Origin of the sequence: Streptomyces sp. NPDC059909 (assembly GCF_042730885.1) — a bacterium.
In the GTDB taxonomy this organism is placed as follows: Bacteria; Actinomycetota; Actinomycetes; order Streptomycetales; family Streptomycetaceae; genus Streptomyces.
The window spans coordinates 1-19,736 of sequence record NZ_JBHWKX010000045.1 but is presented as its reverse complement, the minus strand read 5'-3'; the positions used below and the strand labels follow the sequence as shown (position 1 = coordinate 19,736).

The following is a 19,736-nucleotide window of genomic DNA, read 5'->3' as shown; positions in this document are numbered from 1 at the left end:
TTCCACCCAACAAAAAACCCACCCCTACCACCCACAAGCCTGTGCTCCCTTAAGGGATCGGGGGGGGTTTGCCCCTCCCCCCCTTGGGCCCTCCCCCGGTCCCGCCCTCGGCGCACCGGGGGACTTACTGCTGCAGGGTCAGCTGGAAGCTCTGCGCCCCCGATCCGTCACAGACCCGTTGTACCAACGGCGTCCCGATCGGGGCGCCCGTCGTTGTACTGAGGCACTTGCCACTGTGCCGGGATACGAAGTGATGGCGGCCGGAGGCCTCACGTACGGGCTTCCATTGCTGGTTGGCGCCTCCCCCATACGACCACAGCTGCAGCGGGGCGTTCTCGGCCGTCGACACATCGGTGACGTCGATGACCTGCTGCGGGCTGTTGCGCACCCCGATCCGGTAGTACCCGCTGTCCGTGGCCCGGAACTGGTACTGCTGGGCCACGGTGCCGTTGCACGTGTACTGCTGGACCGGCGTCCCGTTGGCGGTGGCGGCGGACCGTGCGTCGACGCACCATCCGTTGCCACCGTTGACCAGTGAGTACCACGATGTCTCGGAGATGGGGTCATCCGGTACGGGGGAGCCGCCCGCGCCGCCGAGCCACTTCAGCCCGTCGATCAGGAAACGGTTCTGCGCCGGGCTCGCGAAAGTCGAGGACAGACGCGTGTTGGACGCGTAGTCCATCGCGTTGTGCCCGAAGTTCGCGTACAGCATCCTGTACTGGGTGTTGGTCCACAGGATCGGGTAGTAGCCGCTGTACCAGGACTGGTCGGGGTCGGTGCCCAGCGGGAAGCTCACGGGGTCGACCGACGCGAGGATCCTGATGGCCGGATTGCTGCGCAGATCGTTGGCCCAGCTGTACCACTCGCTGACCGACGAGGTCCATGTGGCGGGAAGTCCCGAAGCGGCGGGGTGCGTGGGGTTCTCCGTGCGCAGCACCGCGGTCGTCGGGCCCCAGGTGTTGGACCGGAAGTTCCCGCTCCCGAGGAACTGGTTGTAGTACCACGGCCAGCCGTCCGCGTTCGTGGTGAACGCCGAGACGTGGAAGCCCAGCCACGCCCCGCCTGCCCGCATGTAGCGTTCGAAGCCGGCGCGCTGGGCGGCGGACTGCGGCGCGTCGTCGAGGAACAGCACCACCTGGTAGTCGTTCACTCCTCCGTTCGCGAGCAGCTCCCAGTCGGTGGTGGAGGTGTAGCTGAAGTTGTTCTCCGCGGCGGCGCGCGGGAACCACTCGTTGGCCTCCTTGACGAAGTCGATGTGTGCCGCGTCCCACGTTCCGTTGTAGAAGGCGATCACCTTGAAGGCAGGGGCGGCCGGGGCGGCCTGTGCCGGGGCCGCGGTCGTTGCCGTCACCATCGCCAGCAGGATCAGCAGCCGGGCTGCGAGCCGCCTCACGGGTAGCTCACCAGATTGGCCACGTTGGTGGACGAGTTGGAGGGACCGCCCCGGTCGTTGATCACATGCCGGATGGTGCCGGTGCCGCCGAGTGAGACGGTCACCATGTTACGGAAGCGCACGTTCGGGTTGTTGGGGACCTCGAAGGCGTGCTCGGCGGTGACGCTCGGGTTGACGTTGAAGAAGCAGTAGCTGCCGAGCCCGTATGCCTGATGGCTGGTGACGGAGTCGGCCACCTTGTAGGCGGCGTAACCCTGTGTCGCACCGTTCATCCAGGCAGCCTGGTTGGGCGGGTCGTAGGGCATCTCGTTCTGGTAGAAGTACGTGCGTCCGTCGTTGCCGTTCCAGATCGTCTGGTGCTTCTGGTAGTGCTCGACGAACAGCCCGTACATGGACACGCTGTCACCGTTGACGATCAGGCCGGTGTCCGCGGTGTTGGTGTTCCAGCCGATGCCGGAGCCGTGGTCGCCGCGCCAGATCCACATGTGGTCGCCGATGACGTGGTCGCTGTTGACCACCAGGCTGGTGGTGGCCTTGCCGACGGCGGCTCCGCCGACGCGGAAGTACACGTCGTGCAGGGAAGTCGGGTTGGCGGCATGGGAGGCGGAGGCACCGGCGGGGCCGATCTCCACCAGGGTGGGGGAGTTGGTCGTGCCAGCGTCGAAGAGGACGCCGGCGATCTTCACCCCGTCGACGTCGGCGACCGTCATGGCCGTGATTCCGTTGTCCGGGACGAACGTGGCGAGACCAAGGCCCAGGACCACCGTGTCGGGCCGGGTCACCCGAAGTGTCTGGTCCAGGTGGTAGACACCGGGCGTGACCAGCAGGTTCTTTCCCTCGGCGAGCGCGGCGTTGATCTGGGCCGCGGTGGCGCCCGGCTTGACCACGAAGAACTGGTCCATGCCGAGGGAGGCCCCCGCAGTGTTCCCGCTCGCCCATGTCGTGGCCGTCGAGTCGGTCCGCAGGGACGGCACGAAGACCCGGTAGGCGCCGTCGTTGTCGACGTACAGGAACGGCTTCTCACGGACCGTCGGTGTCCGGGCGACCGTCGTGTACGGCGGGTTGGGGAAGGTGTTGCCCGGCACACCCTGGCTGCCGACGAAAACCATGTTCCAGTTGGATCCCGTCCAGCTGCCGAGCTGGGAGTTGCGGGTCAGCCACTGCTGCTGGGTGCCCGACCGCACCTGACCGTCGATCTTCGTGTCGGCCATGAAGCCGCCGCTCGACCACCCGCCGTCGCTCAGCTCGAGATTGCCGCGCACATGCATCCGCCGGTAACCGGAGGCCTGCGACACCGCCCAGCGGTCCGTGCCGCCCGACGGGTTGACCGAGAGGTTCTCGGCTCCGCGCCAGAAGTTCTGCGTGGCGTTCTGCGGCGGGAACCAGTCCGCCTCGACGTGGACCGCGCCGTTGATCGTCACTGAGTCGGGTGACTGGCCCAGGCCCAGGACCTGGGTGTAGAAGCCGACGTTGACATCGTTGTTGTACGTACCGGGCTTGAACATCACCGCGTAACGCTGCGAGCCGAACTGGTTCGTCTCCTGCTGCTGGAAGATCGAGTTCAGCCGGCTCTGGATGGTCGACGACGGCGTCGACGGGTCGAAGACCACCACGTTGGGGCCGAGGTCCACATCACCGGGCTGGGTGCTCACCGGCGCCACCTGGAACCGCTGGGCGGCGGTGCCGTTGCAGGTGTACTGCACCAGCTGGACGCTGTCGGCGGTGGACGCGGACGGCACGTCGAGGCACTTGCCGCTGTGCCGGTTGACGAAGTGGTACGCGCCGCCGCCCTCGTCCACGGGCTGCCACTGCTGGTTGTTGCCGCCGCCGTACGCCCACAGGTGCACGGCGGCGTTGTCGGCGGTCGACACGTTGCTGACGTCGGCGACCTGTTCGGGGTTGTTGCGGTTGTTGATCCGGACGTAGCCGTCGCTCGTGGGTGTGAAGCTCCAGTGCTGTGCCGTGGTGTTGTTGCAGGTGTACTGCTGCACCGCGGTGCCGTTGGCGGTCCCAGCGGCGCGGGCGTCGACACATTTGCCGCTGCCGGCGTTGACCACGGTGGTCCAGCTGCTGGGCAGTGCGGCGGCGGCCACCGATGCCGTGGGTGCCGTGGACGCCGCGCCGGCAGGGGAGGACGGCAGCGCAACGAGGGCCGAGCCCGCGACGGCCGCGGCGGCGAGTGCCGCGGTCAGGGATCGTGTTGCGCGGTCCGCCGCGCGGGCCTGACGTCGTGGCGCGCGATCGCGCCTGGATGGGAGCACGATTACTCCTGTGGGGGGTGAAGGGGTGGGGTGTACGCATGTGCGCCGGGAGGAGCCGGGGAGGTGCCGGGGGAGTCGGAGTCAGCCGTTGTAGGAGGCGAAGACCTGGGTGAACTCCCACGGCTGTTGCGGGACGCCCGAGCAGCTGTCGGCGCCGCCTCCGGTGCAGGGCCGGTCACGGTTGACGGACCAGAAGGTCAGCCGGGCCAGGTGCCGCTGCTGGGCGTAGCCGAGGATGGTGCGGAAGTCGGCGGGGGTGATGGTCTCGCCGACGTCGGTGACGCCGTTCATCGAGGAGATGCCGGTGTGCCGGTAGGCCTGGTCGTCGCTGTATCCGTAGGCGTTCTTGACCGCGGTCTTCAGGCCTTCGGCGGCGCGGACGGTGAGGGTACCCATGTTCTGGCCGTTGCCGCCGAAGTTGAACGGCATGATCGTCCAGCTGTCGACGGTCAGCCCGGAGGCGGCCGCCTTGCTGATGAGGCTGGTGTCGGGGCCGTTCTGACCGGTGCCGAAGGTGACGTACACCGTGATGCCGGGGTTGTTCGCCTTGATGACCTTCAGCGCGTCGACCGTGCGCTGCTGGACGGCCGGGCTGTCGTAGGCCGCGGCCTCGATATCGATGTCGATGGCCTTGAGACCGTAGGCGTTGATGACCTTCTGGTACGCGGTCGCCAGCTCGGCCGCGCTGGAGCAGCTGCTCTCCAGCTTGTTGCCGCTCCACCCGCCGAACGACGGAATCACGTCGCCGCCGGCCGCCCGCACGGTGTTGATCGTCTGCTGGTCCACGCCGCCGGTCAGAGGGCGGCCTCCGTCCCATTGCGGGTTGCAGTAGCCGTTGCTGAGGACGAAGGCGAGGGTGAACCACTTCACCCCGGTCGCGTTCATGACCGTCGTCGGATTCGGCGGACTGCCCCAGCCGTTGTAGAGGTACGGCGCGACGGCCATGTTCCCGGCGGGCACCGGGTCCGTGCCACCTGCGCCCGGCGCGGTCCACTTCTGGTTGGCGGCTCCGGTACAGGTCCAGATCTGCAGCCTGGTGCCGTTGGCGGAGCTGTTGCCGGTGGCGTCCAGGCACTTGTCGGCCTGCGGGTTGACGATGTCGTGGGCCGCGGTCACCGTCCACTGCTGGGCTGCGGTGCCGTTGCAGTCCCACAGCTGGACGACCGTGCCGTTCGAGGTTCCGCCCGAGGCGACGTCAAGGCACTTGCCGAGCGCCTTGACGGTGCCGTCGGCGGCGACGTCCCACGTCTGGGCTGCGGTGCCGTTGCAGTCGTAGAGCTGGACGGGCGTGCCGTTGGCCGTGTTGGCACCGGCGACATCGACGCACTTTCCGCCGATCCCGGTGATGCGTCCAGTGGCCGCGGTGGCGGGTGATCCGGTGGCAACGGTGAGTCCGCTCGCCGCGACGGCGAGCGCCGCCGCGTACAGGGCCGGACGCCGGTCGAGGGATATCTTCATGGGGGGGTGATCTCCCTTGCGTAGCTCGGTCAGCGGGGCGCGGTCCAACGGATCGCGGCCAGCAGGGGGACGGTGCGTAACGAACGCTTCCTGATGCGCGCCGCACCAGGACAATGTCGCTGTCTGAGCATGAGATTGACCTTCGATCAGATACTTGAACGCGTGACGGTTGTTGACCGGTGAAACTAAAGGTCTGGACCAGGCGCGTCAAGACGTTGCGTGTAACTTCTGAAGCCTCATGTCACCCTGAGGGGCTGTCAGGGTGCCGCTCATCAAATTCGTTCATGTGAACGTTCACATCCTGAACGCGCTCTGACCTCCTACGCCGAGGGCCGTGGGCAGGTGAGGGAAGCGATGGCCACGGAGTCGGCCATGGCCTGCATGCCTTTGTCGTTGGGGTGCAGGTGGTCGCCTCCGTCGAAGGACGGGAGGATGCGTTCGGAGTCGTAGGGGCTGCGGAGGGTGCGGTCGAAGTCGGTGACGGCGTCGAATTCACCACTTGTTCTGATGAATTCGTTGACCTGCTGACGCACGGCCTCGGCCGCCGCGTCCCATTCGTACCAGCCCTTGAAGGGCGCGATGGTCGCTCCGACGATGCACTTGCCGGCGGCGTGCGTGCGGTCGATGATCTCGCGGTAGCCGGCGATCATGTCCTGGGCGGTGACTCCGGTGTGCGCCTTGATGTCGTTGACGCCCTCGAAAAGGAAGACGGTGCGGACCCCGGGGTGGGAAAGCACATCGCGCTGGAGTCTGTTGAGGGCGCTCTGCCCTGCCCCGTCGGCCAGGACCTTGTTGCCGGAGATGCCTTCGTTGGCGACCCCCTTGATCGGCGTGCTGTCGGTGGCCTGGAGGCGGCGGGCGAGGTAGTCGGGCCAGCGGCGGTTGAGGTCGGCCGTGGACTGCCAGCCGTCGGTGATGGAGTCGCCGAGGGCGACGACGGCACCGGCCTCCGGCCTCGTGCGTACGGTGACGGCGTCGAGGTAGTACCAGGAGCCGGTCCGCTCGGTCCAGCTGTCGGCGCTCTCCTCGGCCGCGTGGTCGCCGCTGGTGGTGTATGAGGTCTGCATCGCCATTCCGTGGCCGGTGGCGAGCCCGCCGGCGTCCGAGACGTGCAGGCTGATGACGAGGGCGCTCGCCGCGGGCAGACCTCCGGGGAGCGGGTCGCTGTGGACCGTGTGCCCGGCGGCGACCGTGACGGACCGGCTGCCGCCGAAGGTCAGGCGCCTGTTGCTTCCGGGGACGAGGGCGGCGCCGGTCTTCTGGAGGCCGGCGTGGACGCTGTCGAAGGTGACGGGCCGGTCGCCGAAGGCGTTCGAGAGACGGATGCGCGCTCCGGTGCCGGCCGTGCTGGTGCGGACGATCAGCCGGTAGCTGCGGTCGGGGACGGCGTCGCCCATGCGGTCGGCGCTGGCGCCCCAGGTGACGACCTCGTGCGTCGTGGCAGGGGCGGCACCGGCTGGGGTGACGAACAGCCAGACCGCGGTGACCACAGGGGCCAGCAGGGCGGCGAGCCGGCGCGTGCGGCGAGTGTCGCCCAGGGTGGAGGTGCTCCGGTGCACGCCGGTCACCGCCCCAGGTCGTACAGCGTGACGGACCGTCCCGGCGCCAGGGTGATCTCCTGAGAGGTACCCCCGTACGAGATGGTGGTCGTGCGGCCGCCGACGCTGCTGACCGTGACCCGGGTGGGCCGTCCGTCCTTCCAGCGGAGGTCCACGACGAAGCCGCCACGGACGCCTACGCCGGTGACGTGTCCCGATGCGGCCCAGGCGGCGGGCAGGGCGGGGAGCAGTTGGAGGTGGCCGGGACGGGAGTAGACCAGCATCTCGATCATTGCGGCGGGTGTGCCGAAGTTGCCGTCGATCTGGAAGATGCCGCGTCCTCCTCCCACGTCGTAGATGTCGAAGAGATTGGGAGCGGTGCCGTTGCTGCCGCCGGTGGACGGGCGGAGGTTGTTCACGACGAGCTGGTAGGCCTTGTCGGCGTTCTTCAGCCGGGCCCAGCACAGGCTGCGCCAGGCGTTGGCCCAGCCGAAGCTCTCCATGCCGCGGGCGGCCAGCAGGGCGGTGGCGCCGTCGACGAGGTCCTTCGGGGTGGAGCCGTCGGGGCGGATCCGGTCGCCGGGGAAGAGCTGGACGAGCGGAGAGAGGTGCCGGTGGGTGGTCTCGCCGAGATTGTCGGGGGACATCCACTCCTCGAGCCAGCCGGTCTTCGGGCTGACGCGGGGCAGATACAGCCGCTGTTGCAGGGACTCGACGGTCCTGGCGTACGCGCCGTCCTTGCCCAGGACGGAGCACGCGGTCCGGTAGTTGTCGAAGAGGACCCATACGAGCTCCTGGGCGTAGGTGATGCCCTTGGCGTCGAGCGGGCCGTGCTCGGGCGACCAGTCGCTGTCGGCGATGAGGACCTCCCTCTCGGCTCCCGTCTCCGGGTCCTTGACGGTGGTCGTCAGCAGCCGCGCCTCCCAGAACTCGCATGCGCCCTTGAGTATCGGCTGGATACGGGCGAGGTGGGAGCGGCTCTGGGTGAACTCGTAGTGCTCGAACAGGGAGTTGCACAGCCAGGCGTTTCCGGCGGGGTGCCACCACCAGCCCATGCCACCGTGGACGTTGGTGGAGATGGCCACGGTCCAGCCCGTGATCCTGCCCGTGGAGTTGCGGTAGCGGTTGCGGGGGTCGTTGAAGTGCCTGCGGGTGAGCTCGGTCCAGGACGGCAGCTGGGCGAGGCAGTAGTCGGTGAGGGCGTCGAAGCAGTCGGACAGGGCGGTCCGGTCGGCCATCCAGTAGTTCATCTGGAGGTTGATGTCGGTGTGGTAGTCGCCCATCCAGTCGGGGTCGTTGCCGTCCAGCCACAGGCCCTGGAGGTTCAGGGGGAGGCTGCCCCGGGACCCGGCGATCATCAGATAGCGGCCGTACTGCAGGTAGGCGGTCTCGAGTTCAGGGTCGGGGTCACCGTCGACGGCGCGTGCCTTGAGCCGCTCCCAGGTGTCCATCGCGCGCTGCGGGGCGGTGGAGGTGCCGAGCGAGAGATCCATGCGCTCGAACAGTGCACGGTGGTCGGCCACATGGGTGTGGAGCAGGGTGCTCGCGGAGTACCCGGCGGCCTGGAGGACCTTGGTGCGGGCGAGCCTCTGGGGGTCGAGGTCGGGATCGCGGTAGTTCCTGGCGGCGTCGGGGGCGTAGTTGGTGCCGCCGCTGATCACGACGGTGAGGGTTGTGCAGTTCCTGAAGGTGATCCGCGGGCCGTCGACGGTGACGGTGCCGCCGCTTCCGTAGGCGGTGACGGCTGCCCCGTACCGCAGACCGTTGGGGAAGGCGGCGCCGAAGGACGCGTACCGGCCCGCCGGTGAGCCGGTGGTGGTCTCACCGTGGGTGCCGTCGAGACTGATGGTCCCGGTGTAGCGGCCGCCGCCGCTCTGGGTGAAGTGCGCGACCAGGACGTCGTCGGGCCGGCTGGCGAAGATCTGGCGCCGGTAGGTCACGCCGGAGCGTACGTACGCGGCGCTGACCAGGCCCTGACGAAGGTCGAGGGTGCGACGGTAGTCGGAGGCCGCGGAGATGTCGTGGTCGGGGATGTCGACGGTCAGCTTCGCCAGGAGGGTGAAGGAGCCGAAGTTCTCGCGGGCGTAGGGGAACTGGCCGTCGTCGTCGAGCGTGTCGTTGAGGCCGCCGGTCCAGGTGGTGGCGTCGGTGATGAAAAGGCGCTCCCTGCCGGGGTCGTTGCCGACGAGCGCGCCGAGTCGGCCGTTGCCGACCGGCAGGCCCTGCTCGATCATCGACCCGTCGTCCGCGGGGGCCTGCCACCACAGTTCGGTGGTGTCGTCCTTCGCGAGCAGGGGGGATGCGGTGGGCCGCTGCGGTGCGGCGGAGGCGGTGAAGGCGGGCAGTCCGCCGAGGGCCGCGAGCGTGCCGGTCGCGGCGGCGAGGGAGAGCAGGCCACGGCGGCTGGGGAGGTGTTCCGGCTGGTCGGTGCGCTGGGTGTTCACGGTGCACTCCGTTCCGGGGTGTGCGGGTAGGCCCGGGTTCCGGGCAGGCGGGCGTGCCGGGGCGGTGAGGCAGGGGCCGCGGCAGGGTCCGGGGCCAGGCTGTGTGGCAGGGGCAGGGGCAGGGGCAGGGGCAGGGGCAGGGGCAGAGAGGTGCCGGGGGCCCGGCCCCCATGTCCGGGCCGAGCCATCGGCCGCTGCTCAGGACGGGTCCGGTACGCGGATCAGGTCGATGTCCGGGGCGTAGCCGTCACCGCTGTCGAAGGTGATGGTGTTGGCGCCGGCCTTGAGGTCGAGGGGGACGCTCACGGTCTCGACGGTCCCCCAGTCCCCGGTGGAGGGGAACTTGTGGCTGGTGAATCCGCCGTCGCCCACGGAGATCCGTACGGCGCGGGCGTCGCCGCTGACATAGGCGATGTCGACCACGTACCGCCCCGCCTTGTCGGCGTGGATGCCGTTCATCGTGAGCTTGCCGCCGAGGTAGAGGTTGCCGATCTTCTTCCCGCCGGAGCAGGCGCCGCAGTCGGCGACCGAGGCCTTGCCGCTGAGGGTGTTGACCGCCGCCTCGGCCTCGTACACGGTCTTGGGCTGGGCCGGGCCCTGCGGGGTGACGGTGAACAGGCGGGAGCCGTGGGCGGGCAGCGCCTGGGTGATCTTGTTCTGGTACGTGCCGAGGTTCTCGCGGTTCCACAGGTCGCGGACCCTGGCCTTGCCGGTGAACCCGAACGCGGGCCAGTCGGCGGTCACGGCGGCGGGAGCGTCACCGAGGTTGAACAGGGCCACGGTGTAGGTGCCGTCGGGATTCCTGGCACCCCACACCTGCTGGTCACCCGCGGGCGTGACGGGTCGGGCCGGCGGAGTGCCGCCCTGGTTGAGCGCGATGACCTCCGGGTTGGTGAGCAGCGAGAGGCCGTACGCGTCGAGACGGGTGAGGTCGTCGCCGGTGTAGAGCGGCGACTTGGAGACGGTCCACAGCGTGGCGTAGCTCTGCCGCTCGGCCTTGGTGAGTCCGTCCATCTCGCCGTTGCCGACGTTGAGGGAGTCCAGGTCGTTCCAGCCGCCGGGGCCGGCGTGGCGGGTCCAGGCGGGGGCGTCGTCGAAGCGGTCGTCGACCGAGTTCTCCCAGCTGACCAGCGTGTTGCAGTAGCACTCGACGTCGGTGTCGATACGCCAGCCGTTGGAGTACTTCTTCCAGTCGGTGACATGGCCTCTGTCCAGCGACCACGACAGTTCGAGATGGATGGGGCGCCCGGTGGCGGCGATCGCCTTCTGCCAGGCGGCGACGTCGGCAACGTTGTCGTAGTTCTCGCCGGACTTGAAGGAGCCGGGTCCGACGCCGTCGAGCTTGAGGAAGTCGTAGCCCCAGTCGGCGAACATCCGTGCCTGGGAGTCGATGTACTTCTGGGCGCAGGGACGCGAGAAGTCGATCTTGTAGGCGCTGTCCCAGCCGTTGGTGGTGCGCAGATCGCCGTGGACGATGTCGGCGGTCGTGCAGCCCTCGGCGTTCCAGACGGGGACCTTGCCCTCGCCGTACGCCTCCTTCTCCAGGCCGACCGGCAGGTAGATGCCCGCCTTCAGGCCCTTGGCATGGATGTGGTCGGCGACGGCCTTCATCCCGCGGGGGAAGCGGACGGGGTCCGCGGCCTGCCTGCCGTATTCGTCGAAGCGAGGCTTCCACGCCATGTCGCGCCACCAGCCGGCGTCGATGTTGACGTACTCGTAGCCGTAGGGCTTGAGCTTGGCGGCCATGGCGTCGGCCTGATTCAGGACGTTCTTCTCGGTCAGATAGCTGTAGTCGCCGTCGGGGTTGAGACCGGGGTACTTCGAGGACTGCATGCTCCAGCTCGTCCAGCCCATGTACGGCTTGGCCGCGACGCCGCCGCTCGTCGTGCCGGATGTGGCGGTTGGGGCGGATGCGGCGGCGGTCGTGCCGGCGGCCGAGGGGACGAGGACGGTGAGGCCCCCAGTGAGGGCCAGGACGAGCAGTGTCCCCGTGGTACGGCGGCCGGGACGGGCGGGGCGTACGGACAAGGCGGGGCCGGGGGATGACCGCATGGGTCGGACCTCCTGGGTCGCCCCACTGCGGCGTCCGGGCCCGGCCGTGGCCGGCGCCGGTGACGGATTGCGGCTCTGCAGCGTCATCGCTACTCCTTGTGCGTGTCTGATCTGATGAAGGACTGGATGGCGGTGGCCGCGGCCCCCCGCGCCCACTCCTCGAAGGGCAGCGGACGCGTCCTGACGTCGCATCGCGAGGCGGTGCCGAAGGCGGATGCGGCGAACGCATCGCGGATCTGCTCGGCGAACAGGTCGTAGGCCGCGAGTCCCTCGCCGGAGATGACCACTCGCTCGGGGCCGAGGAGATTGACCACGGAACCGATCGCGCGTCCGATGGCCTCGCCCGCCCGCGCGTACACCGCCCTGGCCCCCGGGTCGCCGCGGCGGGCGAGCTCCAGGGCCTCGGCGGCGTCGGACACCGGGACCCCGGTGGCGGTCCGTACGTCGCGGACGATCGCGGAGTCGGCGGCGATCGCCTCCACACAGCCGCGGTTTCCGCAGTGGCACTGCGGGCCCGCCGGGTCGAGGGAGAGGTGCCCGATCTCGCCGGCCACCCCGTGCGCGCCGGAGACGACCCGCCCGCCCACGACGAGGCCGCAGCCGATGCCGGCGCCCACCGTCACCAGGGCGAAGTCGGACAGGCCCACTCCCGCGCCGAACCACTGCTCGGCCACGGTCAGCGCCCGTACGTCGTTGTCGACGGTGACCGGCAGTCCGGTGGTCATGGTGACCAGTTCCGCCAGCGGGATCTCCCGCCATTCCAGGAAGGGCGAGTACCGCACCATCCCGGCGGTCCGGTCCACATCACCCGAGACCGCGACGCCCACGCCCCGCACCTGCACCCCGAACCCCTCGGCCTCGGTGAGCAGTTCGTGTACGAGATCGCTCATCGCGGCAAGAACGGCCTTCGGTTCGCGGTCGTCGAGCGGTACGTGCCGGGCGACGCGGACACGGCAGCACAGGTCGGTCAGCACGGCGATGATCTCGTCGCCGGTCACCTTGACCCCGATGAACAGGGCCCGGCCGCCGTCGACACGGACCGGGTTCGCCGGCCGTCCCAGCGCGGGCCGGGACTCCTCGTCGACGTCCTCCACCAGGTATCCGGCCTCGATCAGCGGCCGGACCACCTTGGTCACCGCCGCCGGGGACAGACACGCCCGTCGTGCGATCTCCGCCCGGGTCAGCGGACCGTGGGACAGAACGATGGTGAAGACCTGAGGGGCGGCCGGCGTATGGGCCGGGAACACCTCCGGGCGAGGGGTCGAGTGCATGGCCGGGAACCTATGGTTCATTCTTTTCTACTGTCAATGAAAGAAGCAGGATTCGTGGGAACTTTGAGTTCCTGGCATGCTGAGCCGTCAAATAGCAGATGAACACGGGGCATTGACGGGTGATCCATGGCGAACTTCGCCCGGGCCGCCGCACAGTAGCTTCGAAGGCCGGCCGGGCGTGGGCGAGGAACTACCGACGGCGGCGCTCGCTTCGTGCCGCCGTCACTGCAGGTCCGCTTCGCCCTGGAGCGGCCGGGGACTGGTCGAGCACGTCGGTCCACCTGGTGCGGGAGCGGCCGTAGCAATCGACCCTCGGTCAGGTGAACCGGACAGGCCGCGGAGGTGTGGCCCGCCCCGGCCCGATGGACCGGACAGGCGCCGGTGACTGTCGCCAGTGGCGGCGTCACGGACCGAGGCAGTTGCACCCAGGGCCCGCGACATGCATCACAATCGGCCGGCGCCGTGGCAGCCGCGGAGGCCACCGTCGTGCCTCGACAAGGGCCCTTTCGGTACACACGGCTACCGACCGCTCGCGGTCCGCAGGGTGGGGATCTGCGCCTATGGTCGATCTCCGGCCGTCCGATATTCCGATATGGGCGGCTTTTGTCCTTGCAGTCGACCGAAAGGCAGGCGAGCGGAACCTTGCCGGGCGCCACCACCCTCGCACCGATCCAGAACACGGTCCCCCACCAAAGGCGGGGCACAGCCGCGGACGCCACCGTCACCGACCCCGCGCTCGTCAAGCGCGCTGTGAAGGCGGCCGCGCTCGGCAACGCGATGGAGTGGTTCGACTTCGGCGTCTACAGCTACCTCGCCGTGACGCTGGGCAAGGTCTTCTTCCCGTCCGGCAACCCCACGGCCCAGCTGCTGTCCACCTTCGGCGCCTTCGCCGCGGCCTTCCTCGTCCGCCCGATCGGCGGCATGATCTTCGGCCCGCTGGGCGACCGCATCGGCCGCCAGAAGATCCTCGCCCTCACCATGATCATGATGGCCGCGGGCACCTTCGCCATCGGCCTGATCCCTTCGTACGCGACGATCGGCGTGGGCGCGCCGATCCTGCTGCTCGCGGCCCGGCTGGTACAGGGCTTCTCGACGGGTGGCGAGTACGCGGGCGCGACGACGTTCATCGCGGAGTACGCGCCCGACAGGAAGCGTGGCTTCTTCGGCAGTTGGCTGGAGTTCGGCACGCTCGCCGGCTACATCGCCGGTGCGGGCCTCGTCACCCTGATGACCGCACTGCTGTCGTCCGACGATCTGCTGTCCTGGGGCTGGCGCATCCCGTTCCTGATCGCGGGCCCGATGGGCGTCATCGGCCTCTATCTGCGGACGAAGCTGGAGGAGACCCCGGCGTTCGCCGCCGAGCTGGAGAAGGCGGCGCGTCAGGAGCGCGAGCGTCCGAAGGTGCCGCTGCGGGACATGATCACCGGGCAGTGGAAGGCTCTGCTGCTGTGCATGGGCCTCGTCCTGATCTTCAACGTCACGGACTACATGCTCCTGTCCTACATGCCGAGCTATCTGACGAGTGAGCTGCACTACGACGAGACCCACGGCCTGCTGGTCGTGCTCGGTGTCATGGCGCTGATGATGATCGTGCAGCCGTTCGCGGGCGCGCTGTCGGACCGCATCGGCCGCCGTCCGGTGATCGCCGCCGGCTGCGCGGGCTTCTTCTTCCTCTCCATCCCTGCGCTGCTGCTGATCCGTCAGGGCAGCCTGTTCGCCATCGCGCTCGGCATGGGCGCGCTGGGCCTGCTGCTGGTCTGCTTCACCGCGGCGATGCCCTCGGCCCTCCCGGCCCTCTTCCCCACCCGCGTCCGCTACGGCTCCCTGTCCATCGGCTTCAACGTCTCGGTCTCGCTCTTCGGCGGTACGACGCCGCTGGTGGTCACGGCCCTGATCGGCGCGACGGGCAATGTGATGATGCCCGCGTACTACATGATGGCCGCGGCGATCATCGGCGGCGCGGCGGTGTGGTTCATGGCGGAGTCCGCCGGGCGTCCCCTGCCCGGGTCCGCTCCTGCCGTGGAGTCGGAGGCGGAGGCGCGGGCCCTCCGGGGGGCTTAGCGCGCCGGGGCGCGTGCGTGGGTCCGGCCGAGGACCGCACAGCCGTCGGCCTGGGCCGGTCGCCACAGCGCGTGGTAGTGCTCAGTGGCTGTGCGCCCCGCCGGCCGGGTCCGGTCGCAGCAGGGGCTCGTCCTGTCGTCAGCCTCGCCGGGGCGGGTCATGCGGCGGTGCGGACGGCGTCGGCCTCCGTACGGCGATGCCGCCCGTTCCCGGGCAGGACCATGGCGGGAGGGCGCTCGGACGCCGGCTGTCCACGGTGTCGGCCGGTGCCGAATTCCGTGATCGGCCGAAGGCGGCGAAAGGCATTGATAAGGCGGGTTGATTGCTGCATGGTGCTCTCCGGGTGGGACGTTGCGAGCGGGCTCGCTCAGATGCTGCGACGGTTCTCGACGGAGTAGATGGACCAGAGCTGGTCGAAGTGCCAGCGGTCGAAGCCGTATTCGTACTCGTCCGCCGGGGCGACGGCGGCCCACTGTCCATCGGTCCAGTGGTAGACACGGTGGCCGTCATAGCGCAGCTGGCGACTGTTGTCGCCGGAGCGCCAGTACGAGTGACCCTGATGGTCCCGCTCGCCGTGCCAATCGCGACGCCCGTCCCAGAGGGACCACCCCTCGCTGATCTCGGCGAGGCGGTGCTCGAAGCGAGAGTCTGTGGTGCGGGTCAGGCTCTGGTCACTGCGCTCCATCGCCGAAGCGGGGGTCCCGACGGCGACGAGGGCACTGCCGGCCACGGTGGCAGCGGCGGCTGCGAGGGCGATTCGCGACATGAGCTTCTTCATGGTCTTGCCTCCTTGCTCCGCCCGCCTCGTCGAGGGGGCGACGAACGATCGACGTGCTGTGCCGTGGTCAGTGGCCGATACGGCTAATCGACGTCATGCATTGACGCTATCAGATCGTTGAGGCGTTTAAATGAATGAGTTGATGTGACTGTCGACTCATTGGGATGAAGCTGCCCGGGAGGCTCGGAAGGCTCGGCGCGGCTCGCCCGTATCCGGGCGTCAGGGGAGGCCTGGCCATGCAACGCCAAAGGGGCCACGGGAACGCCCGTGGCCCCAGAGTTGCCTGGTGGCGGGTGGATCAGTGCTCGAGGCAGACCGGATCGCTCTTGGAGGTCCTCACCCGGATCAGGAGGTTCCGTAGCGTCGAGAGCTCCTCGGGATTGAAGTCCGCGAACAGCTCCTGCTCCACCTCGGTGATGGCTTCCTGGACCTTCGCCAGGACGCGGCTGCCTGCGTCGGTGAGCGTCACGATGTGCCGGCGCCGGTCGGCCGGATCACGTCGGCGTTCGACGAATTGCGCAGACTCCAGGTCGTTGAGGATCCCGCACAAGATGCTCGGGTCCACCTCGAGGGCCCCCGCCACGCCTTGCTGGCTCATGTTCCCCGACTTGCCGAGCAGCATCAGCGTCGCACCCTGGCGAGGTGTCAGTCCGCACAGCGAGAAGGCGTGCTCCACGCGAGCGCTGGCGATGGCGCCGTGTCGGGCAAGCAGGAAGCCGAGCCGGTCGAGGGGATCGGCTTCAAGAGTGTCGGTCAGGTCCACGTTCATCATCACCAAACCCATCGTATCAAGGGGGAAACCGTTATCCCCTGGTGATCATCGAGTCATATCGATGATGGTGAAGGGTCAACGATACTGGATGTGAGTCCAGCGGTCGAATGGGAGTCCGGCGCCGAGTCGGCGCTGCCCCGGGAGCTCGCTTGGCGGGGCAGCGGCAAGCCATGCACGAGGATCGCGCAGCCCCGCCCCGGCGGTACGCCGCACTCCGGTGTGGACCCGGCTGAATGCTCTTGTCGTGACGGCCCTGGTGGTCGACGAGGATCTGGCCCCGTGAAGGGTCCGGATCTCGGACCGGCCTGGACGCCGGCTTCGGTGGGCCACTGGCCCGTCGAGTGAATGGGCGTCGACGCAGCCGGGCGTCTGGATCATTCCGACACCCGGCCACACCCCCAGGACATCAGTCGCTGGTTCTCCGGCAGGGCGACGGCACCGTTGTCCTTGCCGGCAGGCGTGCGACTTCGCCTCCCGGTTCGCATCGGACCAGCCGGCCCGCCAGGCCGCACGTCACGTGTGGACCAGCCACTCCCTCCCTACCAGCACCGGCTGGAGTGACTTGCCGACTTCGATGCGCGACGTGTGCTCTTCGCCCACGACTGCTCGGTCCGGGAACCGTCGCACAGCAACTTCTGAATCCACGGTCGGGTCGGCCAACTCCCTGCCACGTTGCGAGGCGGTGGCGTGCAACGACCGAACTCATTCCCGAGGGCTCCCCGCGGGCCACATGTCCATGCCAGACTCTGCGGCGCTCGTTCGAGGTCGATCCGTGTCCGAGAGCGGAACAACACGAACCCTTCGAAGGGACCGCCAGTGAAGAGACTCGCCGTGAGCATGGCCCTCGGGTCGGCGCTCACAGCCCTTTTGGCCGCCGGGCTGCAGCCCGCCGTGGCCGCGCCTGAGACCCAGGACGCGCCGCGGGCCACGACGACCCGGGCGGACAACCGCCCGGGGCCGTTGACGAAGCAGCGCACCGACATGCGCCGACAGGCGATCGACAAGGTAGCCAGGGGCAAAGCGAAGGCCGACGCACAGGGTGTCGTCGAGCTCGCGCCCGGAAAGTTCGTGGAGACGACGACGGTCCGCCAGGACAAGATCTTCACCATCCTCTCGGAATTCGGCGACAAGAGCTCAGGCCGGTACGGCACCGTGCCCGGCCCGCAGCACAACCAGATACCGCAGCCGGACCGGACCGTGGACAACTCCAACGCGTGGGTGCCGGACTTCAGCAAGGCGTATTACGAGAACTTCTTCAACAACGCCGGCGAGTCGATGCGGACTTACTACGAGGCGCTCTCCAACGGCCGGTACTCGGTGACCAACACCGTGTCCGACTGGGTCAAGGTGCCCTACAACGCCTCTTGGTACGGCGACAATGCCCGCGAGGACACCGGCGGTTCGTGGGACTTCATCCAGGACACCGGCGACGCGTGGTGGAACACCCAGATCGCGGCCGGAAAGACCCCCGCGGAGATCGACGCCTATCTGGCCCAGTTCGATGTGTGGGACCGCAACGACTGGGACCACGACGGCGACTTCGACGAGCCGGACGGCTACATCGACCATTTCCAGGCGGTGCACGCCGGCATGGGTGAGGACGCCGGCGGCGGTGCGCAGGGCGAGGACGCCATCTGGTCGCACCGCTGGTACGTCAACGGTGACGACTTCGGACTGACCGGCCCCGTCGTGGGCAGCGACCAGAACAAGGCGGGCGGTGCCCGGATCGGCCAGTCGAAGTACTGGTTCGGCGACTACACGACCGAGGGCGAGAACGGCGGACTCGGCGTCTTCTGCCATGAGTTCGGCCATGACCTGGGCCTGCCGGACTACTACGACACCGGCGGCGGCGAGAATTCCACCGCGTTCTGGACCCTGATGAGCAGCGGTTCCTGGCTCGGGCACGGTGCCGCCGCGAACGAGGGCATCGGCACCAGTCCGGGTCTGATGGGCGCCGAGGAGAAGCTGTTCCTGGGCTGGCTGGACTACAGCACTGTCGCCACCGGCACATCGGGGACCTTCACCCTCAACCCCGCGCAACTGCAGGTCGACGGCAAGGACCAGGCGGTCCGGGTCAATCTGCCGGACAAGGCGTCCAGCACGGTGTACGCGACGCCGCCGTCCGGGACGCACGCCTGGTGGACCGGTTCGGCCGACGGGCTGAACGAGTCGGTCACCCGATCGCTCCCGGCGGCCTCGCGCATCACCGTGACGGCGAAGGCCTGGTACGACATCGAGAAGAACTTCGACTACCTCTTCGCCGAGTACTCCCTCGACGGAGGTACGAGCTGGGTGCGCGCGGGCTCCCCCGTCGACGGCGACTCCGCCGGCAAGTGGACGACGCTGCGGTTCTCGTACGACGCCTCCGGCAAGCCGTCCCTCTTCCGCTTCCGCTACCAGACCGACGGCGGAGTCCATTTCGCCGGCGCCTTCCTGGACGACATCGCCTTCGCGGCCGGCGGGACGACGCTGGTCGCCGATGACGTCGAGCAGGGGCTCAACGGGTGGACCGCGGACGGACGCTGGAAGATCTCGACGGGTACCGAGTCCGCCACCTACCCGCGCTATTACCTGGTGGAGAACCGCGAGTACGTCGGCAGCGACAAGCTCCTCGCCGAAGGGCCGTACCAGTTCAGCAAGGGCGTCACGGCACCGGACTGGGTGGAGTTCTTCCGCTTCCAGAACGGCATGCTGGTCTGGTACGTCGACAGGTCGTTCGACGACAACAACGTCAGCGCCCACCCCGGTGGCGGCCTGTCCATGGTGGTGGACGCCCGTCCGGAGCCGTTCACGTACGGCGACGGCACCTACCCGAGTAACCGGCGGCAGCCGTTCGACGCGACGTTCGGGCTGGAAGCCACCGACGCCACCTGCCTGCACAAGGAGGTGCTGTCCGGGAACGGCGCCCATCAGACCGTGGTGACGAGGGAGGCATGCGCACCCTCGAATCCCGGTATCGCGGTGTTCGACGACAGCAACCCCGACGCGTACTACAGCACGGCCAACCCCCAGGCCAGTGTCAAGGTCGCGGGGCACGGCGTGAAGGTGACCGTGACCGGTGACGCCGCCGACGACCTGACCATCAACGTGGTCAACCCGCCCGTGCACTGACGGCTCGGCATCACCGCAACGACGGCCGGGACATCTCGCGTGTCCCGGCCGTTGTCGCGCCACGCCTCTCAACGGGGGCTCCCGCGTGTTGCCACCGGTCCTGCTCAAACCGCCTGACCACGGGGCGTGATCATGCGGGTGAAGAGGTTTCTCGTCGCGGTCTTGATGCGTTCGTCGACATGGCCAGGCTCGCTGAGGGCGATCGGCCAGTTGAACGTGCCGGCGGTCAACTTCTCGGCCGTAAACGACCGAGCCTGTTGACTCGGTCGTCTACACCTTGTCGCGCTCCCGGCTGCCCCCTACGACGGGACGGCCACGGGTCGCATCCACCACGAAAGGAGGTGTTCAGGTCCTTTGTGGTACGGGTCCGTTGACGAGGACCCACGCCGAGCGTGCGCGGTTGCGCACGTTGACCCCGGCGACGTGGTCGGCAGGGCCAGCGAGCCCGCACCGACGACAGCAGAAGGTGTCCCGGGTGGGACGGTTGTGCCTCGCCGTGTGTCCGCATCTGGGGCACATCTGCGAGGTGTAGTGGGCGTCCACCGAGATCACCGGTACCCCGGCCCGCCGGGCCTTGTACCGGATGTGCTCTTCGAG

At 68.7% G+C, this 19,736-nt stretch carries 13 protein-coding genes and 1 pseudogene; 3 read left to right on the top strand and 11 right to left on the bottom strand.

Annotated elements, in window-relative coordinates; all coding sequences use genetic code 11:
- Nucleotides 1-124: 124 nt before the first annotated feature.
- The 7 genes from ACFV9O_RS26710 to ACFV9O_RS26680 all read right to left on the bottom strand — a co-directional run bounded on the left by ACFV9O_RS26710 (nucleotide 125) and on the right by ACFV9O_RS26680 (nucleotide 12,417).
- On the bottom strand, nucleotides 125-1,354 hold the full coding sequence (locus ACFV9O_RS26710; RefSeq protein ID WP_385422117.1) for a ThuA domain-containing protein: 1,230 nt from the start codon (nucleotides 1,352-1,354) through the stop codon (nucleotides 125-127).
- A gap of 35 nt (nucleotides 1,355-1,389) precedes the next feature.
- Nucleotides 1,390-3,654 carry an RICIN domain-containing protein gene (locus tag ACFV9O_RS26705; RefSeq protein WP_385422035.1) on the bottom strand — a complete coding sequence of 755 codons (2,265 nt, stop codon included), beginning with the start codon at nucleotides 3,652-3,654 and terminating at the stop codon, nucleotides 1,390-1,392.
- An 81-nt stretch (nucleotides 3,655-3,735) separates the two neighbouring features.
- The gene (locus ACFV9O_RS26700; protein ID WP_385422033.1) at nucleotides 3,736-5,112 is read right to left on the bottom strand and encodes an RICIN domain-containing protein; all 1,377 of its coding nucleotides are present in this window, start codon (nucleotides 5,110-5,112) and stop codon (nucleotides 3,736-3,738) included.
- Nucleotides 5,113-5,432: 320 nt separating this feature from the next.
- Nucleotides 5,433-6,584 carry an SGNH/GDSL hydrolase family protein gene (locus ACFV9O_RS26695; RefSeq protein ID WP_385422115.1) on the bottom strand — a complete coding sequence of 384 codons (1,152 nt, stop codon included), beginning with the start codon at nucleotides 6,582-6,584 and terminating at the stop codon, nucleotides 5,433-5,435.
- A gap of 92 nt (nucleotides 6,585-6,676) precedes the next feature.
- Nucleotides 6,677-9,094: a glycoside hydrolase N-terminal domain-containing protein gene (locus tag ACFV9O_RS26690; RefSeq protein WP_385422031.1), complete on the bottom strand. Its 2,418-nt coding sequence runs from the start codon at nucleotides 9,092-9,094 to the stop codon at nucleotides 6,677-6,679.
- Between the two features lie 198 nt (nucleotides 9,095-9,292).
- Entirely contained in the window at nucleotides 9,293-11,146 is a 1,854-nt protein-coding gene (locus ACFV9O_RS26685; protein ID WP_385422028.1) for an alpha-galactosidase D, read from the bottom strand.
- Nucleotides 11,147-11,235: 89 nt separating this feature from the next.
- A complete protein-coding gene (locus ACFV9O_RS26680) occupies nucleotides 11,236-12,417 on the bottom strand; it encodes an ROK family protein (protein WP_385422025.1) in 1,182 nt (393 codons plus the stop codon).
- 669 nt (nucleotides 12,418-13,086) lie between these two features.
- Between ACFV9O_RS26680 and proP the strand changes: the two genes are divergently transcribed.
- Nucleotides 13,087-14,478 carry a glycine betaine/L-proline transporter ProP gene (proP, locus tag ACFV9O_RS26675; protein ID WP_385422113.1) on the top strand — a complete coding sequence of 464 codons (1,392 nt, stop codon included), beginning with the start codon at nucleotides 13,087-13,089 and terminating at the stop codon, nucleotides 14,476-14,478.
- Nucleotides 14,479-14,845: 367 nt separating this feature from the next.
- On the opposite strand, the gene ACFV9O_RS26670 is transcribed toward proP, so the two are convergent.
- Complete coding sequence (locus ACFV9O_RS26670; RefSeq protein WP_385422023.1) at nucleotides 14,846-15,256, bottom strand: hypothetical protein; 411 nt, start codon at nucleotides 15,254-15,256, stop codon at nucleotides 14,846-14,848.
- A gap of 298 nt (nucleotides 15,257-15,554) precedes the next feature.
- On the bottom strand, nucleotides 15,555-16,025 hold the full coding sequence (locus ACFV9O_RS26665) for a MarR family winged helix-turn-helix transcriptional regulator (RefSeq protein WP_385422111.1): 471 nt from the start codon (nucleotides 16,023-16,025) through the stop codon (nucleotides 15,555-15,557).
- A 364-nt stretch (nucleotides 16,026-16,389) separates the two neighbouring features.
- On the opposite strand from ACFV9O_RS26665, the pseudogene ACFV9O_RS26660 reads away from it, so the two are divergent.
- A pseudogene (locus ACFV9O_RS26660) lies at nucleotides 16,390-16,667 on the top strand (N-acyl homoserine lactonase family protein); the annotation flags it as partial.
- A gap of 177 nt (nucleotides 16,668-16,844) precedes the next feature.
- On the top strand, nucleotides 16,845-19,139 hold the full coding sequence (locus ACFV9O_RS26655; protein ID WP_385422019.1) for an immune inhibitor A domain-containing protein: 2,295 nt from the start codon (nucleotides 16,845-16,847) through the stop codon (nucleotides 19,137-19,139).
- A gap of 104 nt (nucleotides 19,140-19,243) precedes the next feature.
- Here ACFV9O_RS26655 and ACFV9O_RS26650 read toward each other — a convergent pair whose 3' ends face one another.
- Both ACFV9O_RS26650 and ACFV9O_RS26645 read right to left on the bottom strand, forming a co-directional pair.
- Nucleotides 19,244-19,369, bottom strand: coding sequence for a hypothetical protein (locus ACFV9O_RS26650; RefSeq protein ID WP_385422017.1), 126 nt, complete (start codon nucleotides 19,367-19,369; stop codon nucleotides 19,244-19,246).
- Between the two features lie 115 nt (nucleotides 19,370-19,484).
- Nucleotides 19,485-19,736, bottom strand: a 252-nt coding sequence (locus tag ACFV9O_RS26645) for a zinc ribbon domain-containing protein (protein WP_385422014.1), incomplete at its 5' end; no start/stop codon positions are given.